The organism is Microbacterium xylanilyticum, assembly GCF_054654695.1.
On record NZ_BAAIEN010000002.1, the window covers coordinates 3975654 to 3997793 of the forward strand.

Genomic DNA, 22140 nt, shown 5'->3' on the forward strand with positions numbered 1-22140 from the left:
GGAGGGAATCCACTTCCCGGCGCCGAGGGGTGCGGGGATTCCAGAAATCTGGGATGGTCGAACGTCGTCGGACGGAAGATACTGAGGCCATGAGCACCGCGCTGACGCAGGAGCGGGTCCGCAGCGACCTGGATGTGCTGTCGCGTGCTGGACTGACGCTCGACGACTTCCTGGCCGAGGCGATCCGGACGCTGCAGCGCGCCGTTCCCTCCGCCGCCGCCTGCGTGGCGACGATGGATCCGGTGTCGATGATGTTCACGGGAGGGCGCAAGTACGGAGCGCTGCTGGATCAAGCCCCCCGGGACCGCGAGTTCGTGCAGCTGGAGTACGAGGACGACGAGCTCTCCTCGTTCCGTTCGCTCGCGCTGGCCGGCCGGCTCGCCGTGGGGATGGCCGAGGAGGTCCGGGATCCGTCCCCGCGCATCGAGAAGCTGGTGCGTCCCGTGTTCGGCTTCTCGGATGAGTCGCGGATGCTCTTCCGAGACGGCCACGGCGTGTGGGGCGGGGTGGCGCTGTTCCGCGACGCGGGCGATCATCCCTACACCGCTGACGAGATCGCGTACCTGGCGACGCTGTCCGGGGCGTTCGCCCGCGGCACCCGCTCCGGCGTGCTGACACGGCTCGCGGATGCGGAGATCGAAGAGGCGGACCGTGCTCCCGCCGTGGTCATCGTCGACCGGCAGGACCGCATCGCGCAGGTGAACCTGAGCGCCGAGCGCCGGCTCGTGGAACTGGCCCGCAGCGGACGCGAACGGGTGGGGCTCGACGCACACGAAATCGCCGCCGTGGATCCGACCGCACTCGTGCACGCGCTCGTCGCGGCCGCCCGCCGGATGGCGCGCACCCCCGATGCTCCGCTCCCACGCTCCCGAGTGCGCACCCGGTCCGGCGCCTGGCTCGTGCTGCACGCATCACCGCTGCTCGGACGCGATGGCGACGTCGGCGATGTGGTGGTCACGATCGAGGAGGCCCGCCCTCCGGAGATCATCGAGATCGTGGTCGCCGCGTTCGGGCTGACTCTGCGGGAGCGCGACATCACGCGCCTCGTGCTGCAGGGTGTGGAGACCAAGGCGATCGCGGCGAGCCTGCACGTGTCGGTGTACACCGTGCAGGACCACCTCAAGGCAGTGTTCGACAAAGCAGGCGTGCGCAGTCGTCGCGAGCTGATCTCCCGGATCTACTTCGATCAGTACGCGCCGCGCACCGGCGCCGAGCTCACGTCGTCCGGGTGGTTCGCCGGCTGACGCTGCGCCTGGTCCGGCTCAGACCACCGCCTCCGCGAGGGTCGCGACCGGTGAGACCCGCGGGGAGCCGGCGCTCACACGCGCCCACGACGCGGCGAGGATGTCGACCGCGCGCTCCAGCTCACGCGGCTCGGCGGTGAAGGGGATCCGCAGGTGCCGTTCCTGCCCGCCCTCCACGGCGAAGCGGCCGCCGGCGCTGAGGTGCAGACCGTGCGCTCCGGCGTCGATGACGAGCGCCGAGCTGAGCGGCGCACCGAGTCCCACCCAGAGCGCCACCCCGCCGTGCACCCGGGGCACCGACCACTCCGGCAGTGCCCGGGCGAGGGCGTCGCCCAGGGCGTCCCGGCCTGCGCGCAGCAGCGCCGCGCGCTGCGGCAGGATCTCGTCGAGCTGCTGCACCACGCGCGTGGCGACCGCCTGTTCCAGATCGGGCGTGCCCAGGTCGTGCGTGGTCCGGGCCGCGCGAAGGCGCCGGATCACCTCGTCCGCCGCGCGGATCCAGCCGATCCGCAGACCGCCCCAGACCGACTTCCCCAGGGAGCCCACCCGGATCGTCCCGGCACTCCCCGCGCCGAGCGGCTGAGGGCGCGGATGCCCGTCGATGTCGAGGTCGGCGGTGGTCTCGTCGATGACGAGGACGGATCCGGCGTCGTGCGCCGCGCGCGCGAACAGCGTCCGCTCCTCGTCGCTCATCGAACGCCCCGTCGGGTTCTGGAACTCGGGCATGAGGTACGCGAGGACCGGGCGGGTGCGGGCGAACGCCTGCGCCGCGCGATCCAGGTCCCAGCCCTGACCGGAGTCCACGGGGACGCCGACCAGTCGCGCGCCGACACGGCGGAACGTCTCCATCGCGTGTGGGTAGCTCGGCGTCTCCAGCAGCACACGATCTGCACGCCGCAGCAGGGTCGACGCGAGGAGGTTGATGGCGTGCTGTGCGCCGTTGGTGACCATGATCTGCTCCGGGCTCGTGCGGATGCCCTGCCGGGTGTACCGGTCCGCGATCGCCGCCCGCAGTTCCGAGTGCCCGAGGATGTCGTAGCCGGAACGGGAGACGAGCGCGGTCGCCGCTGTCGCCACCTCCGCCACCACCCCCGGCAGTCCCGGCCAGGCGGGCGGGCTGGCCTGCTGGAGGTCGATGCCGTCGCGGTCGAACCAGCGCGACGCGGTGGTGCGTCCCAGCGGTCGGGTCACACTGCCGGATCCCTGCCGGCTCACGATGTGTCCGGTGCTGCGCAGCGCTCGGTACGCGGCGGCGACCGTGGTGCGGCTCACGCCCAGCGCCGCGGCGAGCTCGCGCTCCGCCGGCAGCGCGGTCTCGGGAGCGATGCGGTTGTCCAGGCAGAGCAGGCGGATCGCGTCGGCGAGGGCGTCGAAGGCCGGCTCGCTCGTCCGCCACAGGCCGAGCAAGTCGACGAGGGCGCGCGCGGAGAGGCGGGAGTTCATGAGGCCAGCTTAGGCCGATTGGACTGTTTGGAACAGTCCAGTTGTGCGGGAACATGGATCCATGACACGACGGGTGCTGCAGCTGCTGATCGGACTCGTGCTCTACGGAGTGGGCGACGGGCTCGTGATCACGGCCGGTCTGGGCGTCGATCCGTGGACCGTGTTCGCCCAGGGCCTGGCTCGCCACACGGGCATCGGCGTGGGCTGGATCACGAACATCGTGGGCCTGCTCGTGCTGCTGCTGTGGATCCCGCTGCGGCAGAAGCCCGGTCTCGGCACGGTGCTGAACGTGCTCCTCGTGGGCACCGCGATCCAGGCGACCGTCACCGTCGTCCCTCCGGTCCATGGGTTCCTGGCGCAGGTGCTGGTGCTCCTCGCGGGGGTGGTCGTCGTCGCGATCGCGAGCGGGCTGTACATCGGTGCGCATTTCGGTCCGGGGCCGCGGGACGGCCTGATGACGGGGATGCACGCGCGTCTGGGCTGGCCGATCTGGGTCTCCCGCCTGACCGTGGAGCTGACCGTCCTCGTGATCGGCTGGCTGCTGGGTGGCACGGTAGGAATCGGCACCGTGGTGTTCGCCCTCGGGATCGGTCCGCTCGTGCACATCGCCCTGCCGCTGTTCGACACGCGCCGCGCGCGCCGCGCGGGGACACCGGCGCCGGAAAGCCGGACGCCGACCGGGGGATTCCGTGCGGACGCGCAGTTCCCCCGTCGGATCCTGCAGCGCGGTGGCGTCGCGACCTACGACGACGAGCGCGCCCGCAATGACCTGCGCGCCGCCCGCGACCGCAGCGACTGGTGATCGACCGCGCCGACGGGTGAGCGCCCGCACAGGTGGACCCTGCATGATGGACCTATGGCGGCGAGACGGGGAACGGGAGCGTTCGCGCTGTCCGCTCTCGTCCTCGCGGCGGCGTTCGTGGCGACGTACTGGTTCTTCGTGCGCACGTACGTCGGACAGATCGTGGATGAGCGCGCCTTCGTGGGCGCATCCGGGCAGCACAACGCCGTCTACCGTCTCGCGGGAGTCGTTCTGGGCAATGTGCCGGTCGTCGCGGTCGGCGGCGGGATCCTGATCTCGGTCGGCATCGGCCTCGCGACTCGGCGTTTCCGCCACCTGGTCGTGGCGCTCGGCGCGGGCGCCGTCGCCGTGGTCGCCGCGGAGCTCGCCAAGCATGTGTTCCTGGAGCGCGCGGAGACCGGCGCCACCGACCTCTTCGACAACTCATTCCCGTCCGGGCATGCAACGGTGGCCGCCGCCGCCGCCTTCGCAGTGTTCGTCGTCAGCCCGCCGCGCTGGCGACCGATCGCCGCCGTCGCCGGCGGAGCGTTCTCCGTGCTGACGGGCATCGGGCTCGTGATCCAGCAATGGCACAGGCCCAGCGACGTGGTCGCCGCGTTCATGCTCGTCGCGGTATGCGGCTGTCTCGGAGGAATGGCGCTGGTGTGGTGGCGGGTGCCGGAGGCGGCAGTCCCGGCGCGTTCGCTGCCGGGGCTGTGGTGGGTGGCTGGCGCGAGCGCGCTCGCGTCGGGAATCGCCTTCGTCATCATCTTCATCACTGTCGAGAACCACGGCAGCCACCTGCAGATCGCCTACGCGGGGGGCAGCGCAGCGATCCTCGCTGTGGGCAGCGCGTTGGCGACCGCGGGCAATTCGCTCTTCCGACGGATTTCCTGAGAGGGAGCCGATCGCACGCCCCGGCGCATGAGACCGGAATATCGGTCGGCGCAATTCCCGGGCAGCAAGTCACTTTCCGGGAGCCTACGAGAAAACAGCCGGTGAACAGCGGGTATACCGGAGCACGACCTCCCCGGCTGCGGGAGGACGGGATCATTTCCGCATTCCCCGAGTAATCCACATGTGGATGAACCTGTTAATAGATTCCGGCGCCAACCGGATTGTCATTCCGGGTGCCTGGAGATTCCGGCCTCGCGCTCGAGGCGAGGTACTGTCGCGGCCTCGGAGGGCGCCCGCCGGTTTGCGCGGACACCCGGCCGCGGGTCCATACTCGTCGTCATGCCTTCCACGCTCTCCCTCGATGGACTGCGCTTCGCCATGGTCTCCTCGACCGCGAGCGCCGTCGATGCCGACGCACCCACGACCTTCGACTACCACCAGGACGGCAGCCTCATCTGGGGTGAATACACCGGTGACACCGTGGCGGCGGGCCGGTTCGTCGGCGAGGTCGCCGGCGCCGAAGTGCGGGTCTCGTTCGCGCACGCGCTGGTGAGCGATGGCAGCGTCGTGCGCGGTGATGCGGTCAGCCGCGCCGAGCGCGCCGAGGACGGACGGATCCGGCTCGTCGAGGACTTCGCCGTCGAGGGCGTCGACCACGTCAGCATCTGCCTGCAGGTCTGAGCTTCCGCCGCTGCGCCCGCGACGGGCGTCCTTCGTGTCGCCTTCGGCTCGCTCAGGAATCGGTGGGGCTCGCCTCGCTCAGGAGCCGGCGGGGCCGGGCTCGCTCAGGAGCCGGTGGGACGGGCGGGTCAGATCCGGGTGCTGCGACTGCCGTCGGTCCGGGTGAACCGCATCAGGCCGCTGTCCACCCCGATCGCGGCTCGCTCCGGGATCTCGTCCGGCAGCACGAAGGGGCGGCGGAACACCTCGCCCATCACGATCGCGGTCTCGACCTTGGTGACCTCCGGGCGGTCCGCGATCGTCCCGATCACGAGCGACTGCATGCGCTCCATGTCGACGCTGCGCACGAGGAGCATCACGTCGTGCTCCCCGGTCATGACCATCGCCGACTCGACGTCGGGCATCTCACCGATCGCCTGAAGGAACGACGTCCACGACTGCGGCTGGATCGTGCAGAACACCAGCGCGCTCACGCCGAGGCCCAGCCGCGTGGTGTCGACCTCCGCGGTGTACCCCGTGATGATGCCGGCACGGGTCAGCGACTCGACGCGCGAATACGCGCTGGCCCGGGAGATGCCGACCTCCTGAGCGAGGGCCGCGATCGAGATCCGTCCGTTGCGACGGAGCGCACGGAGGATGTCGTACGCGATTTCGTCGATCGCAGGCGCGGATCGTCCAGACGCGGCGGGCTGATCTTCGGTCATGCTGGACATATTGCCGTAGTGATGCAAGCGTGACAATGGATTGCTCGAAATCGCGGCGAAATGTCGGATATAGTGCCGGGAAACCCGATCCGGTCGTCTGACCTGTCCATTTTTCAATGAGGAGGAAAGCCGTGGCCCGTTCCTACCGCCACGTCGCCGCAGCGCTCATCGCCGCGGCCGCCATCGCGCTCGCCGGCTGCTCCGGCGGCAACTCCGCGAGCAACAACTCGAGCGGATCCTCCTCGGGCGGCACGCTCGTGGTCGACACCGCGTTCTCGCTCGAGACGGGCGACCCCGGTCGCAACTACGTGCCGACCGGCAACCTGATCCTGCACGCGGTCTACGACACCCTGCTCACGTTCCAGGGCGCCGACTCGAGCACTCCGAAGCCCGACCTCGCCACGATGAAGCAGAACGCGGATGCGACCGAGTTCACGTTCACGATCCAGGACGGCCGGAAGTTCTCGGACGGCTCCCCGGTGACCGCCGACGATGTCGTCTTCTCCCTCGACCGCGTCGCCGGCATCACCGACTCCAAGGCGAACTTCCTGATGGCCGGGATCACCGTCACCAAGGTCGACGACAAGACGGTGAAGCTGACGACCAAGACGCCGTCGCTGCAGCTGCCCGCGATCGTGACCAACCCGTCGCTCGCGATCCTGAACTCGAAGCTCGTGAAGAAGAACGGCGGCACCACCGACGACAAGGACGGCGCGAAGAGCTGGCTCGACGGCCACTCCGCCGGATCCGGCCCGTACAAGCTGCAGTCCCTCGACCTCACCACGCAGGTCGTGCTCGTGAAGAACGACACCTACGACGGGCAGGACAAGCCGGCCTACGACAAGATCGTGGTGCGCAACATCTCGCAGTCCTCGACGCAGCTGACCAACCTCAAGGGCGGCGACTCGAACGTGGCGGTCGACCTCTCCGGCGACCAGGTGAAGAACCTCGGTGACGGCTTCACCGTGAACTCCGCGCCCTCGGCCGAGACGCTCTTCCTGCTCATCAACCAGGACAAGAACGTCGGCGGCGTCACCGCCAACCCGAAGTTCGCCGAGGCGGTGCGCTACGCCCTCGACTACGACAAGCTGCTCGAGCTCGCCGGATCCGGATCCGTGCAGGCCACCGGCGTCATCCCGCCGATGTTCCCCGGCGCGAACAAGTCCGGCGTGAAGCAGGACCTGGACAAGGCCAAGGCGGCGCTCGCCACTTCCGGCTACACCGGCCAGGAGGTCAAGCTGCAGTTCCCCAACGACAACCCGGTCGGCGGCGTGGAGTTCACCCCGGTCGCCGAGCGCGTGCAGGAGCAGCTGAAGGCCGTCGGCATCAACGCCACCCTGGCTCCGGCCCCCTTCGCGACCGAGGTGCAGCCCTACGTCAAGGCGCAGGAGGCGTTCTCGCTCTGGTACTGGGGCCCCGACTACGCCGACTCGTCCTCGTTCCTGCCGTTCGGCCCGGGCCAGAAGGTCGGCCTGCGCGCCGGCTGGCCCGCAGACGCCGACACCGCGATCGCGGGCCTGGTGACCAAGGCGCAGAACGCGACGACGGTCGACGCTCGCAACGCCGCGTTCAGCGACTACGCCAAGGCGATGCAGGAGTCCGGTCCGTTCGTGCCGCTCATCGTGCCCGGCATCAACCTCGCCAGCTCCACCAAGGTCGCCGGTCTCGAGTACAACGTGACCTGGACGCTGGACCTGCGGACGCTGCACCCCGACAAGTGAGCCCTTCGGGGCCGGACCCGCTTCGGTCCGGCCCCGCAGCACCACCCCGCCACCGCCTCGCAGACCTGGAAGCCCACCTTGTCCGAGACCCAAGCCATCGCCACCCGCCGGACGCGGCAGTCGCAGCACACCCTGCTGCGGTTCCTCGCCCGCCGGGCCGTGACGAGCGTGATCCTGCTGTTCGGGATCGTCCTGGTCACGTTCTCCCTGACCGTGATCGTGCCCGGCGACCCGGTGCGGGCCGCCCTCGGCGAGGGAGCCGCGTCGAACCCCGCGACCGTGGCGGCGTTCCGGCAGAAGTTCGGGCTGGACCAGCCCGTCTGGATCCGGTTCTTCATCTATGTCGGCAACCTGCTGCGCGGAGACCTCGGCACGTCTCTGAAGACCGGGCAGCCCGTGTCGGCCGACCTCGCGAAGGCGGTCCCGGCCACCGCGGAGATCGCCTTCTACGCCATCCTCATCAGCCTCGCGGTCGCGATCGTGCTGGGCACCCTGGCCGCCTACCGTCGCGGCAAGGTCACCGACCAGGTCGTCCGCGTCGTCACCCTGATCGGCCTCAGCATCCCCACCTTCTGGATGGCGATCCTCACGTACCAGCTGTTCTTCATGAACCTGCACTGGGTGTCCGGATCCGGCCGGATCTCCCCCGCGATCACTCCGCCGCCGCGGATCACGGGCTTCTACACGATCGACTACATCCTCAACGGCGACTCCGTCGGCTTCTTCGACGCGGCCGGCCACCTCGCCCTGCCGGTGCTCGTGCTGAGCCTGTTCACGATTGCGACCCTCACCCGGTTCGTGCGCACGAGCGTGCTCGAGGTGCTGGACATGGACTACGCCCGCGCAGCCCGCGCCAAGGGGCTGAGCGGCCGGCGGGTCGTCATCGGCTACGTGCTGCGCGGTGCGGCGCTGCCCATCCTCACCCTCGTCGGCATCGCGTTCGGCAGCCTGCTCTCGGGCACCGTGCTCGTCGAAGCCGTCTTCGCCTGGCCGGGGCTCGGCACCTACGCCTACAACGCTTCGAAGAACCTCGACCTGCTCGCCGTCACCGGCGTCGGTCTCGTCGTCGGCGTGATCTACCTCGTCATCAACCTCGTCGTCGACGTGCTCTACGGCGTGCTGGACCCGCGAGTGAGGCTGTCGTGAACCTCGTCGTCCCCGAGACCATCGCCCCGAAGCGCCGGCGCCCCTGGCTGCCCCGCGCCTGGCGCACGCCGCTCGCCCTGGTGGGCACCGTGATCGCGCTCGCATGGATCGTCGTCGCGATCCTCGCCCCGTGGATCGCCCCGTACGACCCGCTCGCCCAGGACCTGCCCCGCCTGGCCGCGCCCAGCGGCGAGGCGATCATGGGCACTGACGTCAACGGCCGCGACGTCTTCTCCCGGCTGCTGCTCGGCGCCCAGGCCACGATCCCCCTCGCGCTCATGCTCGTGGTCTGCGCGATGATCGTCGGCACGATCGTGGGCGCGCTCGCCGGGTACCTCGGCGGCTGGGTCGACGAGGTGCTCATGCGCATCACCGACATGGTCATGGCGTTCCCGACCGTGATCCTCGCCATGGTCATCGCCGCGTCGCTCGGACCGTCCATCATGAACGCCGTGATCGCGGGCATCATCGTGGCCTGGCCGCCGTACGCGCGCATCACCCGGTCACTGGTGCTGGGTCTGCGCACGCAGAACTACGTCATCGCCGGCCGGCTGCTCGGATCCTCCCCGCTGCGCTCCCTCGTGCGCGACGTGCTGCCGAACATCGCCGGCCCCGTGCTCGTGCTCGCCTCCCTCGACATCGGCACCGCGATCCTGCTGCTGTCCGGGCTGTCGTTCCTCGGGCTCGGCGCGCAGCCGCCCACGCCCGAGTGGGGCACGATGATCGCGGCGGCCATGCAGAACACCTCGGCGTGGTGGCTCGGACTGTTCCCGGGACTTGCGATCCTCAGCATCGTGATGGCGTTCAACTTCATCGGCGACTCGCTGCGCGACGCCCTCGACCCGCTCGCCGCGCGCGAGCGCGAGGCCGAGGCGCCCACCGCCGTGTCGGCCGCGGCCGCGACCGGGGAGGTGGCGCGATGACCGCCGCACTGAGCGACCGGAGGGAGCCGAAGTGACCACCGCACTCGCGATCCGTGACCTGCGGGTCGAGCTCGGCCAGAGCAAGCGCAACCGCACCGAGGTGGTCAAGGGCATCTCACTCGACCTCGTCCCCGGTCGGATCCAGGGCCTCGCCGGAGAGTCCGGATCCGGGAAGAGCATGACGGCGATGGCGATCCTGGGCCTGCTCCCCGCGGGCGGCGCCGCATCCGGATCCATCGTCCTCGGCGAAGACACCGAGCTCGTCGGCATGGGGGCGAAGGCCTACCGGACCGTGCGGGGCCGGCGCGTGGGGATGGTGTTCCAGGATCCCTCTGCGAGCCTGCACCCGCAGATCACCGTCGGATCCCAGCTGGCCGACGGCATGCGCGCCCACCTCGGGCTCTCCCGCGCCGAGGCCCGCACGCGCGCCGCCGAGCTGCTCGCCCTGGTCCGGGTGCCGAACCCGGAGGAGGCGCTGCACAAGTACCCGCACCAGTTCTCGGGCGGGCAGCGGCAGCGCATCGCCATCGCGATCGCGCTGGCCTGCGAGCCCGAGGTGCTGCTCGCCGACGAGCCGACCACGGCGCTCGACGTGACCGTGCAGGCGGGCATCCTGCACCTGCTGCGCGACCTCGCCACCGAACGCGACCTGGCGGTGCTGCTCGTGACCCACGACCTCGGCGTGATGAGCGCGATCGCCGACGAGGTGGCCGTCATGCGCGGCGGGCTCATCGTCGAGTCCGGATCCCGCCAGCAGATCTTCCAGAATCCGCAGCATCCGTACACGCGCGAGCTGCTCGACGCCATGCCCGACGCGCAGGACTCGCTCGTGGACGGAGCGGCTGCCGAGCGCAGCGATCCCGGCCCCGCTCTCCGGTCCCTGAGCGAGGAGCGCAGCGACGAGACGAAGGGCGCACCGTCCCCCGAAGCCTCCGAGGAGAACCGATGAGCGATCAGAAGCCGGTGCTGCACGTCGACTCCCTCGTCGTCGAGTACGGCGGACGCACGGCGTTCCGCGCCGTCGACGGCGTCTCGTTCGACATCGCGGCCGGCGAGGTGCTCGCCCTGGTCGGCGAGAGCGGCTGCGGCAAGTCGTCGACCGCCCGCGCCGTGATCGGCATGGAGAAGCCGGCCGGCGGCACGGTGCGGTACCGCGATCGCCCCGTGCAGCCGCTCGGACTGCGCACGCGGCCGAAGGAGCTCACCGCCATCCAGATGGTGTTCCAGGATCCGAACTCGTCGCTGAACCCGCGGATCCGCGTGGCGCAGCAGATCGCGGAGGGATCCCGGGCGGCCCGCGCCCGCGGTGCGGACACCGAGGCGCCCGCGCACTGGCTGAAGGCGGTCGGCCTCTCCCCCGCGCTGGAGAGCCGCTACCCGTACCAGCTCTCCGGGGGTCAGCGGCAGCGCGTCGCGATCGCCCGCGCGCTCGCCGCGAAGCCCGACCTCATCGTCGCCGACGAGCCGATCTCCGCGCTCGACGCGTCGGCGCAGGCGTCGGTCGCGGCGATGATGCGCGAGCTCTGCGTGGCCTCGGGTGCGGCGATGCTGTTCATCTCGCACGATCTGTCCGTGGTGCGGCTCATGGCCGACCGCGTCGCCGTGATGTACCGCGGTCGCATCGTGGAGTCGGGCGCGACCCCGGCGGTGTGGGCGAACCCCGTGCACCCCTACACGGAGGCGCTGCTCGACGCCATCCCGCACCCCGACGGCGAGGGCGTGCTGCCCGCGGCTCCCGCGTCGGAGGCGCCGGCGTCCTGGCGCGCGGAGATCCCCGAGGCGCTCGACCGGGTGCGCTGAGGGCGACATCGACTTCCCGGTGCGGGCCTGCCCCCTGCGCCCGCACCGGGAGACCCATGGCGGGGCGGCGTTCTCCGCGATGTGCCTGGATGGGGCGTGCGTGTCGGGTCAGCCTCCGACGAAGCCTTGAGACCCGGTCGGGAAGCCCTCGGCCTGGCATGCCGCGGCCAGCGCCAGCGAGGCCTCGCCCCAGGCGACGCTCGTGGGATCCTGGGTTGTCGAATCGGCCTGCATCGGGGGTTGGATCGCCTGCAGCGCCGCCAGCGCCTTGGCGACCGGTCCGTCGCCGACGACAGGCGCGCGTCCTATGACGCGGAAGGCGAGGGAGTATCAGCCGGTTCGCTCCTGCGGGCTGATCGCACCGCGGTAGAAGGAGTAGTCGGTGTTGTGCAGGATGGTCAGCATGTCCGAGTAGGTGTCGCAGGCGACCTTGTCGGTCGCTGCAGGAGTGGCCGTCGGACTCGGTGCGGGCGACGTCGTTGTCACGGACGGTCGCGCAGAGGAGCTTTCGTCCGCTGTGACGCTCCCCGCCGCGCAGCCCGAGATCCCCAGGAGCGTGAGAGCGGCTCCTGTTGCGACCAGAACGCGTGAAGGGATCCTGGTCCGCTCTGCCGTCATGTGCTCACCCTGAGGGGCATGAGGTGAAGACCCCGCCATTGGTTCTGCCGACCGGGACAGCGTGCTCGGTCGGCGAGCGACAAGGGGCTGTCGGCGGCGCTGTCAGGATCCTGCGGGGGTCAGCTCGTGCGGGGTCGTGTTCAGGTTCGTGCAGCCGTCGGCGGTCACGACGACGATGTCCTCGATCCGGGCGCCCCACTCGCCGGGGAAGTAGATGCCGGGTTCGATGCTGAACGCCATGCCCTCGCGCAGCGGCAGCGTGTTGCCGGGCGCGATGTACGGCTCCTCGTGCGTGGTCACGCCGATGCCGTGGCCGGTGCGGTGCAGGAATGCTTCGGCCAGGCCCTCTGCGGCGAGCACGTCGCGGGCCGCGGCGTCGACCTGCTCTGCGGTGACCCCGGGGCGCACCGCGTCGACGGCCGCCTGCTGGGCGCGCAGGAGCACGGCGATCCGGCGTGCGATCTCGGGGTCCGGCGTGCCGACGGCGTAGGTGCGGGTGCTGTCGGAGTTGTAGCCGCTCGGCACCGCGCCGCCGATGTCCACCACCACGACGTCGCCGTCCTGGATCACCCGGTCGGAGACTTCGTGGTGCGGATCCGCGCCGTTCGGCCCGGAGGCGACGATCACGAACTCGACCGTGCGGTGCCCCTCCTCCACCAGCGCTGCCGCGATGTCGGCCGCGACCTCGCGTTCGGTGCGGCCCGCGCGCAGCAGGCCGGGCACCCGGCGGTGCACCGCGTCGATCGCGTCGCCCGCGCGCCGCAGCTCGGCGACCTCGGCCGCGTCCTTGATCATCCGGCTCTCGCGCAGCACGGGCGTCGCGAGCTCGGGGCGCGCCCCCAGGCGCTCCGTCAGCGGCACCACATGCAGCGCCGGCAGCGCATCCGCGACGCCGAAGCGGGCCACGGCGCCGCCCATCGCCGCGGTGACCAGGGCGTACGGATCCTCGCCGTCCACCCAGTCGGCCACCACGAGTCCGAGCGCGCCCACGGCGGTGTCGCGCACTTTGGCGAGCTCCATGCGCGGGACGACGACGGTCGGCTCGCCGGTCGCGGGGATCACGAGCGCCGTGAGCCGCTCGATGGTGTCTCCCTCGACACCGGCGAGGTACGTCAGGTCCGGGCCCGGTCCGACCACGATCGCGTCGAGCCCCGCGTCGGCGGTCAGCGCGCGGGCGCGGTCGAGGCGGGCGGCGTACACGGAGGCGGGGAACGGGGTGCTCACCCCTCCACGCTACGTGTCGTTCGGCGCGGTGCGCCAGGCCCGCGGCGGGACATATTCCGAGATCGAGATGAACCGCCGCGCCCGGGGCGGAGGAGGGAGGATTCGTCTTCTCCGATGCCTCCCGAGCCGATCCTCGATGGACGATCCGCTCGGGGATGCGGACCCTTCGACGAGCTCAGAGACCGGAGGTCGGCTCGGGGGATCCCGGGCCCTTCGAAAGGCTCAGGGACCGGAGGTCGGCTCGCGGATCCGGGCCCTTCGACGGGCTCGGGGACCGGGGGTCGCTCAGGGAACGGATGGTCAGCTCAGCGTGAAGCCCGACTCCTCGAGGCGGGCGCGCACGCGCTCCACATCGTCATCGCCGGGCAGCTCGCCGAGCACCTTCATCATGAGCACCTGAGCGTCGACGACGGAGACCTCGGGATCCGCACCGCTCTGCGCCGCCACCGCCTCGCACACCTCCTGCACCTCGTCGTCGGTGAGGCGGCGGCGCAGCAGCGCGAGGATGGGCACCCGGTCGTGGGCGGGGATGCCGTCGGGGTAGCCGGCGCCCAGCCAGCGCAGCGCCTGGGCGATCGGGTTCGGGTCGGTGTCGGCCGAGCCGGTGCCGACGGAATCGGCCGCGTCGACGGCCTCGGACCCGACGTTCCCGGACGCGGCCGCCGGGGATTCGGCCTCGGCGAGGACGCGGCGATCCCCGGCGATCCGCTGCGCCTTCGTGCTCAGCGGCACACCGCGCTCGGCCAGGTGTGCGGCGACCCGGCGCACCTCGTCTTCGCCGGGGGTGGCCGAGGTGACGTCGGCGATGGCCGCTCGGATCTGCGAGACGCGCACCGGATCCGTCTCCTGCTGCGCGAGTGCGGACACCACCGCGGCGAGCTCCTCCGTGGTCAGGGTGCGCTGCAGCAGAGCGAGCAGCGGCGAGTAGTCCTTCGGCGGCACGCCCTCGGGGTAGCCGGCGCGCAGCCAATCGAGCACGCGGGTGAGGACGTTGCCGTTCACTTGCCCGCCCCGAACAGGGAGATGCCGAAGTAGTGGTAGATGCTCAGCCGGGTGATGAAGAGCACCCCGGCGAGCACCGCCGCGATGACGATGGCGAAGAGGATCCACCCGGCCGCGGTGAGCAGCGGGCGTCGAGTTCCGGGCGCTTCGCCCTCGACCTCTCCGGTTCCGGCCGACTGCAGCCGCATGCCGATCGCGAACAGCGCGGGCAGGCCGGCGCCGAACAGCAGGCCGACCAGCAGCACGCGGCCGGCGGAGATCGCCATCTGCGCGATGTCGAAGTTCATCTCTTCCGTCCTTCGGTTCAGGCCGCCGCGCCCTGCGAGGCGGTGCTCGGGACGACTCTGCCGTCCCAGTCGGCGTTGACGTTGCGGTGATCGACCTTCTGACGGCGGCTGCGCAGGTACATCAGCGTCGCCGCCGCGACCAGCAGCACGAACACGGTGAGGGCGCCGGCAAGCCCGCCGATGCCGTGCGCGAGGAAGAAGCAGAGCGCACCGACCACGCCGGCGGCGGGCATCGTGATCAGCCACGCGGTGACCATGCGACCCGCGATGCCCCAGCGCACCCGCGCGCCCGGCCGGCCCACCCCGGATCCGAGGATGGATCCGGTCGCGACGTGCGTGGTCGACAGGGCCATGCCCATGGAGCTGGAGGTCAGGATGATCGCCGCCGACGACGCCTCGGCCGCGAGCCCCTGCGGCGACTCGATCTCGACCAGTCCCTTGCCGAGCGTGCGGATGATCCGCCAGCCGCCGAGGTAGGTGCCCAGCGCGATCGCCGCGCCGCAGGTCACGATGATCCAGATCGGCAGGCCCTCGGTGAGGATCTGCTCTCCGGTGAGACTGCCGTGCGCGATGAGGGCGAGGGCGATCACGCCCATGGTCTTCTGCGCATCGCCGGTGCCGTGCGCGAGCGAGACGAGCGACGCGGTGCCGATCTGGCCCCAGCGGAACCCGGCCTCGCGGTGCTTGGCGTGCACGGTGCGGGTGAGCCGGTACACGAACCAGGTGGCGACCGCGGCGACCACCCCGGCGATGACCGGCGAGAGCACAGCGGGCACGATGATCTTCCCGAGGATGCCGGCCCAGTTGACGGTGGCGGCGCCGGCGATGCCCGCGCCGATGAGACCGCCGAACAGCGCGTGCGAGGAGCTGGACGGCAGGCCCAGCAGCCAGGTGAGGAGGTTCCACAGGATGCCGCCGACGAGACCCGCGAAGATGATGATCATCGCGGACTCCGGGTTGAGTCCGGGCACGAGGTCGCCGTGGGGACCCTGGATGGTCAGCACGTCCTTCGTGATGGTGGCGGCGACTTCGACCGAGAGGAAGGCGCCGACGAGGTTGAGGATCGCCGAGAGCGCGACGGCGACCTTGGGCTTGAGGGCGCCGGTGGCGATGGAGGTCGCCATGGCGTTGCCGGTGTCGTGGAAGCCGTTGGTGAAGTCGAAGCCGAGGGCGGTGACGACCACCAGGACGAGGATCAGCACTTCGGCGCTCATGATGGTCAGCATCCCGCGCTCTGTGTGCAGGGACAGCGGGTTTCGCCCACTCGACGGCGAGAGTTCACCGGCGGTCAAGACGGGTCGGACCGGATCCCGTCGTCGCGCATCCCACCTCGCGCATAGTCGCCGGGCGTAGCCTCACGGCGGCCGCATCTGCAGATCGGAGCCCGCCACGCCTCCCGTCCCCGTCTTCCTCCGCACCTGGAGCCTGGATCCCACCGCGCTCGTCGTGCTGCTGGTCGCCGCCGCGCTCTACCTCAGCGGCGTCATCGCGCTGCGCCGGCGCGGGCACCGCTGGCCGTTGCGGCTGACGCTGATGTATCTGCTGCTGGGCCTCGGCTCATACGCGTGGGTGTCGTTCGGCTTCCTCGGAGCGTGGAGCGCGGAACTCCGCTGGGCGTTCACCACCCGGATCGCCCTGCTGCTCTTCGTCGTGCCGATGCTCGTGACGCTGGGGAAGCCGGTGTCGCTCGCCCGCACCGTGCTCTCGGCGCGCCCGCGGGCGCTCATGAACGGCTTCCTGCGATCGTGGATCGCGAAGTTCTTCGGCAACGCGATCATGGCGCCGGTGTTCACGTGCCTCGTGTTCGCCGTCTTCTTCACCCCGCTCGCGGCGGCGCTGCGGTTCTCCCCCGTCGCGCAGGGGGCGATCTCCGCGGTCGTTCCCGTGCTGGGGCTGCTGATGGTGCTGCCGATGGCGGCGCACACGGTCGCCCGCACGAGCCTGTTCATCGTGGCCGAGTTCCTCTTCGCGTTCGTGGAGCTCGTGCTCGACGCGATCCCGGGCGTGCTGCTGCGCCTGGGCACGGTCGTGTTCGACCGTGCGGGGGCAGCGTCCGGGGCGATGCCGCTGTGGTTCCCGAACCCGCTGCGCGATCAGCAGCTCTCCGGAGACCTGCTGTGGTTCATCGCCGAGATCGTCGACGTGCCGATCCTCGTCATCCTGATGATGCGGTGGATCCGCTCCGACCGCCGCGAGTCGCGCGGCATGGACGAACTCAGCGACGAGGAGATGGCCGAGCTCACCGCCGCTCACCTGAGGGGCGAGTGAAGGATCCGGATCCGATCAGGCCGGATCCGGTCGTTCAGGTCGCACTTTCTGCTGCACCCGGGAGCCGGTGGCGCAGAAAGTGCGACCTGAACGAACGGAACACCCGTCACTCGGCGGGCGCGGCGGTGCGGATGCGCTCGCCGAGGAAGGCGAGGTCGGCGGGCGTGAGCGCCGTCACCGCGTACGAGACGGGCCACACCGTGCCGTCGTCGAGCTGCGCGGGCCACTCGAACTCGAACGTGGCGTAGCGCACCTTGAACTTCGCCTTGGGCTTGAAGAAGCACACGACCTTGCCGGCGGCGTTGGCCCAGGCGGGCATGCCGTAGTACGTCTTGGGCACGAGGTGCGGCGCGTTCTCGGCGACCAGCCGGGCCAGGGCGGTGGCGAGGGGGCCGTCCTCATCGTCCATCTCGGCGATCTTCGCCCGCACGTCGGTCTCGCCGGCGGCGCGCAGCTCCTCGGGGCTCGCCTTCTTGCGTGCGGCACGGGTGCGGCTCTCCTTCGCGGCCTCCTTGACGGCGGCGCGTTCGAAGTCGCTCAGCACGGGCGCGGTGGTCTCGGTCATGTCATCCTCAGTTCGATCGCCCCGGTCCTCCGGGACGTTCACCAGCCTAGGAACGGGCGGTCGGCCGCGCTTCTTCAGAACTGATCGATCGGATCGCCCGGATCCCGGCCCGACGGCGCCATACCGCCGTGCACCGCCTAGGGTGTGACTCATGGACATGCGCGTGGCGGCATACGCGGTCATCGTCGACGACGCCGACCGTGTGCTGCTGGCGCGGTGGACCGAGGGCCGGCGGGTGTCGTGGACCATGCCCGGCGGCGGGCTCGAGCCCGGTGAGGATCCGCAGGTCGCAGCACGGCGCGAAGTGCACGAGGAGACCGGCTACAAGGTCGTCATCGAGGATCTGCTCGGGATCCACTCCCGGGTGATCCCGCCTCGACGCCGGGTGACGCCCGGAGCGACGGATCCGCTGCACACCCTGCGGATCGTGTACCGCGCGCGCATCACCGGCGGACGGCTGCGGTTCGAGAAGAACGGCTCCACGGACATGGCGGCCTGGTACCGCCTGGACGAGATCGGCGGCCTCCAGCGCGTCCGGCTCGTCGACATCGCCCTGGGCATGGCCGGTCTGCTCGGCTGACGCCGGATCCGCGAGGCGTCGACCTACTCGGGCTCGGAGATATCCGCGACGGTCGCGTCGTATGCGTCGATCAGAGCGTCGGCATCGACGAACAGGCTGTACCCGTGGGAGCCGGCGCCCATCGCGATGCGGTGCCCGCGGATGGACTCGTCGGCGTAGACCGGCCAGGCCGTCGTGCTGCCGATCGGGACGATGGTTCCGCGCTCGTATCCGGTCGCGGCGAGGGCCGCCTCCGGATCCGGGAGCTTCAGCCGGTTCACCCCGACCAGCGCGCGCAGCTTCGGCCAGGAGATCTTGCGCCCGCCCGGGATCAGCGCGAACAGGAAGGTGTCGTCGCTGCGTTTGACCACCAGGGTCTTGACGATGCCGGAGGGATCCAGTCCGAGCAGGGCCGCAGCCTCATGCAGGCTGCGGGCCGCGGGGCGCTGACGGATCTCGATGTCGAGGCCGCGCTCGGCGGCGGCGTCGCGCACGCGGGCGTGCGGCCCTTCGACAGGCTCAGGGACCGCGGCGGGCTCAGGGCCCTCGACGTCGGCCGGCCCCTCGGCCGGCTCGGGGACGGCGGTGCTCACGCCTCGGGGGCGTTCAGCGGGTCGTCCGCGACCCAGAGCTCGTCGTCGGCGCGCAGTGCCTGCCAGGCGGCGACCAGCACGCCGACCGCCGCGGCGGCGCCCAGGATGATCGCGATCACGCTGCCGATCCCGGGACCGCTCTTGCGGGCGGCCGGCGCGACCAGGGTGCGCGGGGTGTACGGGGTTCCGGTGCGCTTGGCGTTGGCGATGTCCCACGCGGTGAGGGCGGTGCCGACGACTCCGCCGATCGCGGGGACGACCTTGTGGTCGACGACGTCGCGGGAGATCTTGATGCCCTTGTCGACGACGGGGGCCACGCGGTGCTCGTACACGTCCTGCACGGCAGGGACGACCTGCTCACGACGGAAGTTGTCGAGCTGGCGGCCGGCCTCGCGGGCGAAGCTCGCCGCATCCCCGGCGACGACCTGCTGGGCGGCCCACAGCTTGGCGGCCTCGCTCTGCAGCTTGCGGAGTTCCTTCTGACGCTTGCGGCTCAGGCTCACGATGCCCTCCCAATCGAAACGGGGTTCGGACTCCCCATCTTGCCAGAGATGCTCCTGTGCGGCGGGTGTGCGTCCGAGAGTTCACAGGGGAATCGGAAGGTGCCGGGGTTCCGATGCGAGAATGGATCCATGCCTCACGCCACTCACGTCGCCACCCTGCACACCAACCACGGAGACATCGTCGTCAACCTCTACGGCGACCACGCACCCCGCACGGTGAAGAACTTCGTCGGCCTCTCCGACGGCACCGGATCCTGGACCCACCCCGCCACCGGCAAGCCGGGCGAGGGACCCCTGTACAAGGACGTCATCTTCCACCGGATCATCCCGAACTTCATGATCCAGGGCGGCGACCCGCTCGGCCAGGGTGTCGGCGGACCCGGCTACACGTTCAACGACGAGATCCACGGCGAACTGAACTTCAACGAGCCCTACGTGCTCGCGATGGCCAACGCCGGCCTGCGCCGCAACGCCATCACCGGCCAGGTCGAGGGCACCAACGGCTCGCAGTTCTTCATCACGACCGACCCCACCCCGTGGCTGCAGGGCAAGCACACGATCTTCGGCGAGGTCGCCGACGACGCGTCCAAGGCCGTCGTGGACGAGATCGCGTCGGTGCGCACGGGCGCGGGCGACCGCCCCGTCGAGGACGTGGTGCTGCACTCCGTCGACATCGTCGAGAACTGATCGCGGCCGATCCTGATCACCGATCCCGTCGACGTGGACTCCGGAGCGCACCGATGACGACCCCGGAGTTCCACGCGAATCCCGACAACTTCTGCTACCGGCACCCCGGACGGCAGAGCTTCGTGATGTGTCAGCGGTGCATGCGCACGATCTGCCCGGAGTGTCAGACGCAGGCGCCGGTCGGGGTGATCTGCCCCGAGTGCATGCAGGAGCAGCGGCGCAGCCGCACCCCGGCCCAGCGCCGGGCCGAGCGGCGCTGGGGCGCGCGATCCATGACCGCGGTCGGCGGGCGCCCGATCGCAACCTACGCGATCCTCGGACTCACCTCGGCGGTGAGCCTGCTGCAGATGGTGCCGGGCATCGGAGGGTCGATCACCCTGGCGCTGCAGTTCGCCGGGGCCTACCTGTACCCGGCGCTGTCAGGGCTCCCGTTCGAACCCTGGCGGATGCTGACCGTGCTGCTCGTGCACGGCGGCATCCTGCATCTCGGCCTGAACATGCTGGCCCTGTGGATGCTCGGGCAGCAGCTCGAGCCTCTGCTGGGTCGGGCGAAGTTCCTCACACTGTATCTCGTGAGCGGACTGGGCGGATCCGTCGCCATGGCCCTCATCGCGCCCGGGCAGCCCACGGTCGGCGCCTCGGGCGCGATCTTCGGGCTGATGGCGGCGCTGCTCATCATCGGCCGGCACCTCGGTGCGAACGTGGTCGGGATCCTCGTCGTGCTCGTGATCAACTTCGCCTACGGGCTCTTCGTCACGGGGATCGCCTGGGAGGCGCACCTCGGCGGGCTCGTGGTGGGAGCCCTGGTCGCCCTCGTCTACATCAATGCAGCCCGACGTCGCAGCGCGCGGTTCTGGTGGGTCGGGCTGGTCGCGGCGCTCGTGCTGGTGCTGCTCGTCGTGGTCGCGATCGTGCCGCCGCTGATCATCACGGCCGGTCACTGACGACTCGGAGCGCATGGCCCTCGCCCTCGGGCGGGGGCCTTCGTCGTCTCCCCGGGATGTGAATAACACCGGTGTAATTCTCCCCAGGTGGGGATAGAACTGTGGATAACTCCGGGGAGCGGGTGTGCATATCCATCCCCAGAATGTGGATAACCCTCTGGATCCGTGGACAACCCTGCGGAATCGGCTTCGGACGCTCAAGGTCCGCGAAAGGTCCGGAATGCAGAAACGCCCCCGCGCGAGCGGAGGCGTCTCTGGTGAAAGGGTGCGGCGGCGTCAGCGCCAGCGCGTCGTCATGAGGAAGCCGATCAGCGCGATGCCGAGGCCGATCAGCAGGTTCCAGGACTGCAGGCCCGGGATCGGGTACTGCATGCCCGTGATGTAGAAGACCAGGATCCAGGCGAGGCCCAGCAGCATGAAGCCCACCATGACGGGCTTGAACCAGACGGCATTGGGGGCGGCGTCGCCGTCGACCTTCTCGACGACGGCCTCTTCGGTCTTGCGGGATCGTGCCATGCGCACAGTCTACCCAAACGGCCGCATCGCACAGCGGGACGGAGAGAGAGCTCGGCTGAGTAGGATCGCGACATGACCGACGCGACGCGATCCTCCGCCCGTCGCACCGGCCGACGCCCGCCGCGCAGGGCGACGCCCGCGGGCGTGCTCGGCGAGCTGCTGCTCACGGCGGGCGTCGTGGTGCTGCTCTATGTGGCGTGGCAGATGTGGATCGGCGATCTGATCATGAGCGCCGAGGCCAACGACAAGGGGCACCAGCTCACCCAGGAGTGGGCGAGAGCCTCCGCGCCTGCGCTGCCGCCCGTGCTCGACGACGGCAGCGGCGTCGACGCCGCGCAGCCGCGGTACGCGCCGCCGAAGATGACGGCACCCGAGGACGGCGTGCCCTGGGGGGCCGTACTGCGGGTGCCCCGGTTCGGGGCGGACTACGCGGTGACGATCGCGGGCGGCGTCACCCGAGCGGACACGCTCGACCACGGCTGGATCGGCGTCTACCCGAACTCGGGGATGCCGGGGCAGGTCGGCAACCTGTCGATGGCCGCGCACCGCACGACGTGGGGCAAGCCGTTCAACCAGCTCGACCGGCTGCGCCTGAACGACGCCATCGTGATCGAGACCGAGCAGGGCTGGTACACCTACCGGTTCCGGACGCTCGAATACGTCACCCCCGACAGCGTCGACGTGCTGGATCCCGTGCCGCAGATGCCCGACGCGCCCGCCGGCGGTCGCTACATCACGCTGACCGCGTGCTCGCCGCTGTACTCCCTGGCCGAGCGCATCGTGGCCTACGGGGTGTTCGAGGGCTTCCAGCCGCGGGCTCTCGGCGCCCCGGCCTCGCTGAAGGCGGTGGGCTGATGTACGCGGCGCTGTGGCGCATCCTTCCCGGACCCTGGTGGGTGCGGCTGCTCATCCTGCTCGTCCTGCTCGCCGCCGTGCTGTACGCGCTGATGTTCTGGGTGTTCCCCTGGGTGAGTCCGCTGATCTCACCCGGTGACGTGAGCATCGAGCCGGCGCCGACGGCGACCTGACGACCG

General features: G+C 70.6%; 26 protein-coding genes. 15 read left to right on the forward strand and 11 right to left on the reverse strand.

Annotated features, from left to right (window positions below):
- Positions 1-89 precede the first annotated feature (89 nt).
- Positions 90-1244 carry a helix-turn-helix transcriptional regulator gene (locus ACYQ1L_RS19705; protein WP_460005664.1) on the forward strand — a complete coding sequence of 385 codons (1155 nt, stop codon included), beginning with the start codon at positions 90-92 and terminating at the stop codon, positions 1242-1244.
- Between the two features lie 18 nt (positions 1245-1262).
- Here ACYQ1L_RS19705 and yczR read toward each other — a convergent pair whose 3' ends face one another.
- Positions 1263-2687, reverse strand: a complete 1425-nt coding sequence (gene yczR, locus ACYQ1L_RS19710; RefSeq protein ID WP_460005665.1) for a MocR-like transcription factor YczR — start codon at positions 2685-2687, stop codon at positions 1263-1265.
- 61 nt (positions 2688-2748) lie between these two features.
- Here yczR and yczE point away from each other — a divergent pair, with 61 nt between their 5' ends.
- The 3 genes from yczE (at position 2749) to ACYQ1L_RS19725 (ending at position 5046) form a co-directional block, all read left to right on the forward strand.
- Positions 2749-3489 carry a membrane protein YczE gene (gene yczE, locus ACYQ1L_RS19715; RefSeq protein ID WP_460005666.1) on the forward strand — a complete coding sequence of 247 codons (741 nt, stop codon included), beginning with the start codon at positions 2749-2751 and terminating at the stop codon, positions 3487-3489.
- 54 nt (positions 3490-3543) lie between these two features.
- A complete protein-coding gene (locus ACYQ1L_RS19720; protein ID WP_460005667.1) occupies positions 3544-4365 on the forward strand; it encodes a phosphatase PAP2 family protein in 822 nt (273 codons plus the stop codon).
- Positions 4366-4704: 339 nt separating this feature from the next.
- Positions 4705-5046, forward strand: a complete 342-nt coding sequence (locus ACYQ1L_RS19725; protein WP_460005668.1) for an avidin-fold protein — start codon at positions 4705-4707, stop codon at positions 5044-5046.
- Between the two features lie 128 nt (positions 5047-5174).
- Here the strand turns inward: ACYQ1L_RS19725 and ACYQ1L_RS19730 are convergent, their stop codons facing one another.
- A complete protein-coding gene (locus ACYQ1L_RS19730) occupies positions 5175-5750 on the reverse strand; it encodes an Lrp/AsnC family transcriptional regulator (RefSeq protein WP_460005669.1) in 576 nt (191 codons plus the stop codon).
- 131 nt (positions 5751-5881) lie between these two features.
- Between ACYQ1L_RS19730 and ACYQ1L_RS19735 the strand changes: the two genes are divergently transcribed.
- From ACYQ1L_RS19735 to ACYQ1L_RS19755, 5 genes are all read left to right on the forward strand, one after another.
- Entirely contained in the window at positions 5882-7471 is a 1590-nt protein-coding gene (locus ACYQ1L_RS19735; protein ID WP_460005670.1) for an ABC transporter substrate-binding protein, read from the forward strand.
- A gap of 78 nt (positions 7472-7549) precedes the next feature.
- A complete protein-coding gene (locus tag ACYQ1L_RS19740; RefSeq protein ID WP_460005671.1) occupies positions 7550-8617 on the forward strand; it encodes an ABC transporter permease in 1068 nt (355 codons plus the stop codon).
- Positions 8614-9540 carry an ABC transporter permease gene (locus ACYQ1L_RS19745; RefSeq protein WP_460005672.1) on the forward strand — a complete coding sequence of 309 codons (927 nt, stop codon included), beginning with the start codon at positions 8614-8616 and terminating at the stop codon, positions 9538-9540. Before ACYQ1L_RS19740 ends, ACYQ1L_RS19745 begins: the two co-directional genes overlap by 4 nt.
- A gap of 31 nt (positions 9541-9571) precedes the next feature.
- Entirely contained in the window at positions 9572-10489 is a 918-nt protein-coding gene (locus ACYQ1L_RS19750) for an ABC transporter ATP-binding protein (protein WP_460005673.1), read from the forward strand.
- A complete protein-coding gene (locus tag ACYQ1L_RS19755) occupies positions 10486-11340 on the forward strand; it encodes an ABC transporter ATP-binding protein (protein ID WP_460005674.1) in 855 nt (284 codons plus the stop codon). The genes ACYQ1L_RS19750 and ACYQ1L_RS19755 overlap by 4 nt, the downstream gene beginning before the upstream one ends.
- Before the next feature lie 330 nt (positions 11341-11670).
- On the opposite strand, the gene ACYQ1L_RS19760 is transcribed toward ACYQ1L_RS19755, so the two are convergent.
- From ACYQ1L_RS19760 to ACYQ1L_RS19780, 5 genes are all read right to left on the reverse strand, one after another.
- Positions 11671-11826: a hypothetical protein gene (locus tag ACYQ1L_RS19760; protein ID WP_460005675.1), complete on the reverse strand. Its 156-nt coding sequence runs from the start codon at positions 11824-11826 to the stop codon at positions 11671-11673.
- 234 nt (positions 11827-12060) lie between these two features.
- Positions 12061-13182, reverse strand: a complete 1122-nt coding sequence (locus ACYQ1L_RS19765) for a M24 family metallopeptidase (RefSeq protein WP_460005676.1) — start codon at positions 13180-13182, stop codon at positions 12061-12063.
- Positions 13183-13482: 300 nt separating this feature from the next.
- Positions 13483-14184 (reverse strand): DUF3349 domain-containing protein, encoded by a 702-nt coding sequence (locus ACYQ1L_RS19770; protein WP_460005677.1) that lies wholly within the window; start codon positions 14182-14184, stop codon positions 13483-13485.
- Positions 14181-14471, reverse strand: a complete 291-nt coding sequence (locus ACYQ1L_RS19775) for a hypothetical protein (RefSeq protein WP_460005678.1) — start codon at positions 14469-14471, stop codon at positions 14181-14183. Before ACYQ1L_RS19775 ends, ACYQ1L_RS19770 begins: the two co-directional genes overlap by 4 nt.
- Before the next feature lie 17 nt (positions 14472-14488).
- A complete protein-coding gene (locus ACYQ1L_RS19780) occupies positions 14489-15685 on the reverse strand; it encodes an inorganic phosphate transporter (RefSeq protein ID WP_460005679.1) in 1197 nt (398 codons plus the stop codon).
- Between the two features lie 232 nt (positions 15686-15917).
- Between ACYQ1L_RS19780 and ACYQ1L_RS19785 the strand changes: the two genes are divergently transcribed.
- Positions 15918-16739, forward strand: coding sequence for a cytochrome c oxidase assembly protein (locus ACYQ1L_RS19785; RefSeq protein WP_460005680.1), 822 nt, complete (start codon positions 15918-15920; stop codon positions 16737-16739).
- Between the two features lie 106 nt (positions 16740-16845).
- On the opposite strand, the gene ACYQ1L_RS19790 is transcribed toward ACYQ1L_RS19785, so the two are convergent.
- Complete coding sequence (locus ACYQ1L_RS19790) at positions 16846-17304, reverse strand: hypothetical protein (protein WP_460005681.1); 459 nt, start codon at positions 17302-17304, stop codon at positions 16846-16848.
- A 151-nt stretch (positions 17305-17455) separates the two neighbouring features.
- On the opposite strand from ACYQ1L_RS19790, the gene ACYQ1L_RS19795 reads away from it, so the two are divergent.
- Entirely contained in the window at positions 17456-17884 is a 429-nt protein-coding gene (locus tag ACYQ1L_RS19795; RefSeq protein WP_460005682.1) for an NUDIX hydrolase, read from the forward strand.
- Positions 17885-17907: 23 nt separating this feature from the next.
- Here the strand turns inward: ACYQ1L_RS19795 and ACYQ1L_RS19800 are convergent, their stop codons facing one another.
- Together ACYQ1L_RS19800 and ACYQ1L_RS19805 are read right to left on the reverse strand one after the other, a co-directional pair.
- A complete protein-coding gene (locus ACYQ1L_RS19800) occupies positions 17908-18357 on the reverse strand; it encodes an aminoacyl-tRNA deacylase (RefSeq protein ID WP_460005866.1) in 450 nt (149 codons plus the stop codon).
- Positions 18358-18452: 95 nt separating this feature from the next.
- Positions 18453-18959, reverse strand: coding sequence for a DNA helicase (locus ACYQ1L_RS19805; RefSeq protein WP_460005683.1), 507 nt, complete (start codon positions 18957-18959; stop codon positions 18453-18455).
- 129 nt (positions 18960-19088) lie between these two features.
- On the opposite strand from ACYQ1L_RS19805, the gene ACYQ1L_RS19810 reads away from it, so the two are divergent.
- Both ACYQ1L_RS19810 and ACYQ1L_RS19815 read left to right on the forward strand, forming a co-directional pair.
- Positions 19089-19646 (forward strand): peptidylprolyl isomerase, encoded by a 558-nt coding sequence (locus tag ACYQ1L_RS19810; RefSeq protein WP_159575113.1) that lies wholly within the window; start codon positions 19089-19091, stop codon positions 19644-19646.
- 53 nt (positions 19647-19699) lie between these two features.
- Positions 19700-20590: a rhomboid family intramembrane serine protease gene (locus ACYQ1L_RS19815; RefSeq protein ID WP_460005684.1), complete on the forward strand. Its 891-nt coding sequence runs from the start codon at positions 19700-19702 to the stop codon at positions 20588-20590.
- Positions 20591-20866: 276 nt separating this feature from the next.
- Here ACYQ1L_RS19815 and ACYQ1L_RS19820 read toward each other — a convergent pair whose 3' ends face one another.
- Positions 20867-21106: a cell division protein CrgA gene (locus ACYQ1L_RS19820; RefSeq protein ID WP_460005685.1), complete on the reverse strand. Its 240-nt coding sequence runs from the start codon at positions 21104-21106 to the stop codon at positions 20867-20869.
- A gap of 72 nt (positions 21107-21178) precedes the next feature.
- Here ACYQ1L_RS19820 and ACYQ1L_RS19825 point away from each other — a divergent pair, with 72 nt between their 5' ends.
- Both ACYQ1L_RS19825 and ACYQ1L_RS19830 read left to right on the forward strand, forming a co-directional pair.
- Positions 21179-21961 carry a class E sortase gene (locus tag ACYQ1L_RS19825; RefSeq protein WP_460005686.1) on the forward strand — a complete coding sequence of 261 codons (783 nt, stop codon included), beginning with the start codon at positions 21179-21181 and terminating at the stop codon, positions 21959-21961.
- Positions 21961-22134, forward strand: a complete 174-nt coding sequence (locus ACYQ1L_RS19830; RefSeq protein WP_460005687.1) for a hypothetical protein — start codon at positions 21961-21963, stop codon at positions 22132-22134. The genes ACYQ1L_RS19825 and ACYQ1L_RS19830 overlap by 1 nt, the downstream gene beginning before the upstream one ends.
- Positions 22135-22140 lie beyond the last annotated feature (6 nt).